Genomic DNA, 3,743 nt, shown 5'->3' on the forward strand with positions numbered 1-3,743 from the left:
TCCTTGACGAACTCGACCGCCTGTTCGGGATCGGTCAAAAGCTGGTCGTGGCTGATCGCGCCTTCGACGCCGTGGCCGTCTTCCTGCTCGCCGCCGCCGCTCTCGAGCGAGCCGAGCACGCCGATCTCGCCTTCGACGGACACGCCGCCCCAATGCGCCATGTCGACGACGCGCTTGGTGATGCCGGAATTGTAGGCGTAGTCGGCCGGCGTCTTGCCGTCTTCCTTCAGCGATCCGTCCATCATGACGGAGGTGAAGCCGTACTGGATCGCGGTGACGCAGGTGGCTTCGTTGTTGCCATGGTCGAGATGCATGCAGACCGGAATGTCGGGATGGATTTCGACCAGCGCGTCGATCAGCTTGGCCAGCACCACGTCATTGGCATAGGCGCGCGCGCCGCGGCTAGCCTGCAGGATGACCGGCGACTTGGTCTCCTCGGCGGCCTCCATGATGGCGAGGCCCTGTTCCATGTTGTTCATGTTGAAAGCGGGCACGCCATAGCCGTATTCGGCGGCGTGGTCGAGCAATTGTCTCAGTGTTATGCGAGCCACCCAATAGTCTCCCGTATCTGGTTTCAAGCGCAACGTCGCGGGCCGGCCGGTTTGCCGGTCGGCCCTTGATGCTTCTGGCGGGATTTCAAGGGAACCGCAACCTTCGGAGCGCTTCTCGATCGCAATTCTTGTTGCAGGGTTGAAATCCGGCCAGTTTGACGACCTCAGGCCGCGATCAGGTCCCGCGCCGCCAGGAGTTGCACGCAGGCGTTCGCCGCTTCCTTGCCCTTGACAGTGAAGTGCTCGAAGAAGAAGCGGTGGTGCTCGGCGCTGTCGTGGTAGTTGTGCGGGGTGAGCACCGCCGACAGCACCGGCACGCCGGTCGACAGCTGCACGTTCATCATGCCGTCGATGACAGCACTTGCGACGAACTCATGCCGGTAGATGCCGCCATTGACCACAAAGGCTGTGCCGAGGATCGCGGCATAACGGCCGGTCCCGGCCAGGGTCTTGGCATGCAGGGGAATTTCATAGGCGCCGGGCACGTCGAAGATGTCGACGGTGAAGCGCTCGTCTCCCAGAGAGGCCAGTTCAGCTTCGAAGGCCTGTACGCACTGGTCGACGATGTCGGCATGCCAGCGCGCGCGGATAACGGCGATGCGGGTCGTTTCATAGTCTTTATGGGAATGCTGATTCATGGGTCCATCCTTCCGTTTCGAACCAGAATCAGGACGCACGATACGGATTAAGCCCGCAAAAAGCGGGCCGGCTTCCGTTTCGTCCTCTTCCATCCGGACTGTAACCGTCGGCTCCGGAATCACACCGGATCTGCTGACCTTTCCACTAGAGCGCCACGCGTCCCTTGGACGCGTAAAGGACGCTCTAGCACTTAAGAATCCACGCATTGATGCGTGGACCGGAAAGCGCTCGCGGGCTTGGGTAGAAACCCTTACCGCCGGTGGGGACTTTCACCCCGCCCTGAGAACATTAACGGCTTTGTATGAAAGGGCAGGACGCTGCTGTCAACCGTGAGAAGGTTGGGCCAAGCACGTTCGACTACCGCGTGCGCCACGCCGCCGCCGATGCGGCGATCAGCATGAGCAGTGCTGCAACCATCACGCAGACAGCAAAGCCGAAGTTGGAATAAAGCGGCCCGAAGCTGGTGGTGCCGACAAAGACCGCGAGGTAAGTCACCGCACTGTTCAGCCCCATGATCGTGCCGCGCCGCGACGGATCGAGCGCCGACAGGCGCATCACCAGGACGTTCAGGCCGAAATGATTGGCCAGTCCCCAGATTGCCACCATGGTCAAGGTCAGCCCGAAACTGTCGCTCGTCGCCGCCATCGCGACGTAGACGACGGCGACAAGAAGATAGGCAAACGGCATGACGCGCCGCGCACCCAGTCTGTCGATGACGCCGTCGAGCAGAGCAGCGGTGCCGAAGCCTATGCCGTAGGCAAGCGCCGCCAGGCCATTGGCACTCACCGGCTGTCCAAGCCCGACATGAAGATGGTCGCCGAGATAGCCATAGACGCCGTAGAACGAAGTCATGAAGGCCGCGCACGCGACCAGCAGCGGCAGGATTCCGGGAATGCCGAGCGCTTCCAGCGGGGCGGGCGCCGGTCCGGCCTTCCTGGTGTCGCTGAGCGACGTCACTGTCAGTCCCATCCATGCAAGGGCCGCAAGCACCGCGACCGCCACGAAAACGGCGCGCCAATGCACAAGATCGGCAAGCACGGCCGACAGCGAGACGCCGGCGACCATGCTGAGCGTCCATCCGGTCAGCACGACGCCGATCGTGCCGCTCTCCCTGCCCGGTGGGGCGATGGCCGCCGCGCTGGCATAGATCGCCGGCATGGCGACGCCGGCGGCGATGCCGGCCAGCAGCTGTGCGGCGACCAGCATGATCACCGTGGGTGCCGCGGCGCTGGCGACCAGCGCCAGTGCCAACAGCAGCAGTGCGCCCTGCAGCATTCTGCGAGCACCGAGCCGGTCGATGTAGCGCGCCAGGAACAGCGCGCTGGCAGAGGTGCCGAGGCCGAACGCGGCCGCCGCAATCATCACGGCCGGCACGCTGGTCCCGAACGACGAGGCGACAGCCGGTGCAATCGGACCCAGCACCAGCGAGTTCGAGCCGATGACCGCGATGCAGCCCGTCAACAGATAGGCAAGCGCCGGGATCGGGGCTCGGGCAGTCAATGGTGCAAGTTGATCAATGTTCGACATATCGGCATAATGGCCGTATTCTATTCAGCGGAGAACCAGGAATTTCGCCATGGATGAAGAAACAGATGGCATTCTGCAGAACAGGCCGGCGGCCCGCGATCTCGACGCGATAGACCGAAGAATATTAGGTGTCCTGGTCGATGATGCCACGATCAGCTACGCCGAACTCGGCGATCGCGTCGGCTTGTCGCCACCGGCAGCGCATGAGCGGGTCAAACGGCTCCGGCGCAGCGGCGCCATCCGCAACACGGTCACCATCATCGATCCCCGGGCGGTGAAAAAGCCTTTGCTCGCCTTTGTCCATATCGACACCAGGGGCTGGGGAAAGACGCCGGAACTGATGGCGGTCTCGCAATATCCCGAAGTGGAGGAAATCCATACCGTCGCCGGCGACACCTGCATGCTGCTGAAGGTCCGCACCGAAGACACCAGGGCCCTCGAAGGCCTTTTGGCGCGCCTCTACGAAACGCCGGGCGTCACCTCGACGCGCAGCTATGTGGTGCTCTCGACCTATCTGGAGCGGCCGGTGCAGCCGGGTATCACCGAGACTTGGCCGACACCCAAGCACATGGCCGAGCCTCTGTACTAGAAGCGAGCGGCTACGCCCGCTCGGGAAACATCTGCTTCAGGCCCTCGCGCGAGGCCTTGGCGACACCGCGCTCGGTGATCAGGCCGGTCACCAGCCGCGCCGGCGTCACGTCGAAGGCCGGGTTGGCCGCCGGCGTCGTCTCAGGCGAAATGCGCACCTGGGCAATCTCGCCGGCGGCGGTCTTGCCCCAGACCAGCGAGACCTCGTCGGCCGAGCGTTGCTCGATCGGGATTTCGGCCAGTCCGTCATGCACCGTCCAGTCGATGGTCGGCGACGGCAGCGCGACATAGAACGGCACGTCGTTGTCGGCGGCGGCGAGCGCCTTGAGATAGGTGCCGATCTTGTTGCAGACGTCGCCGTCGGCGGTGGTGCGGTCGGTACCGACGATGACCATGTCGATTGCGCCGCGCTGCATCAGATGGCCGCCGGCATTGTCG

4 protein-coding genes, 1 pseudogene and 1 riboswitch are annotated in these 3,743 nt (G+C 63.6%); of the genes and pseudogenes, 1 reads left to right on the plus strand and 4 read right to left on the minus strand.

The annotated features are described in order from the left end of the window. From EN994_RS22190 to EN994_RS22200, 3 genes are all read right to left on the minus strand, one after another. On the minus strand, nt 1-551 hold a 551-nt coding region (locus EN994_RS22190; protein WP_206530462.1), incomplete at its 3' end, for a class II fructose-bisphosphate aldolase. Nucleotides 552-715: 164 nt separating this feature from the next. After that, the gene (locus EN994_RS22195) at nt 716-1,189 is read right to left on the minus strand and encodes a 6,7-dimethyl-8-ribityllumazine synthase (protein WP_063167604.1); all 474 of its coding nucleotides are present in this window, start codon (nt 1,187-1,189) and stop codon (nt 716-718) included. A gap of 77 nt (nt 1,190-1,266) precedes the next feature. Then, nucleotides 1,267-1,481: riboswitch (FMN riboswitch) on the minus strand. Between the two features lie 66 nt (nt 1,482-1,547). Next, nucleotides 1,548-2,717: an MFS transporter gene (locus EN994_RS22200; RefSeq protein WP_063167605.1), complete on the minus strand. Its 1,170-nt coding sequence runs from the start codon at nt 2,715-2,717 to the stop codon at nt 1,548-1,550. 49 nt (nt 2,718-2,766) lie between these two features. Here EN994_RS22200 and EN994_RS22205 point away from each other — a divergent pair, with 49 nt between their 5' ends. Then, complete coding sequence (locus tag EN994_RS22205; RefSeq protein WP_013532925.1) at nt 2,767-3,306, plus strand: Lrp/AsnC family transcriptional regulator; 540 nt, start codon at nt 2,767-2,769, stop codon at nt 3,304-3,306. A 10-nt stretch (nt 3,307-3,316) separates the two neighbouring features. Here EN994_RS22205 and EN994_RS22210 read toward each other — a convergent pair. Next, nucleotides 3,317-3,743, minus strand: a pseudogene (locus tag EN994_RS22210) (S-methyl-5-thioribose-1-phosphate isomerase); the annotation flags it as partial.

The organism is Mesorhizobium sp. M7A.F.Ca.CA.002.09.1.1 (assembly GCF_003998555.1).
GTDB classification, from domain to species: domain Bacteria; phylum Pseudomonadota; class Alphaproteobacteria; order Rhizobiales; family Rhizobiaceae; genus Mesorhizobium; species Mesorhizobium ciceri.

Bases quoted from the DNA above. Each gene is read 5' to 3' on its own strand.
- EN994_RS22195 (WP_063167604.1), bottom strand. From the start codon at position 1,189: ATGAATCAGCATTCCCATAAAGACTATGAAACGACCCGCATCGCCGTT.
- EN994_RS22205 (WP_013532925.1), top strand. From the start codon at position 2,767: ATGGATGAAGAAACAGATGGCATTCTGCAGAACAGGCCGGCGGCCCGC.
- EN994_RS22200 (WP_063167605.1), bottom strand. From the start codon at position 2,717: ATGTCGAACATTGATCAACTTGCACCATTGACTGCCCGAGCCCCGATC.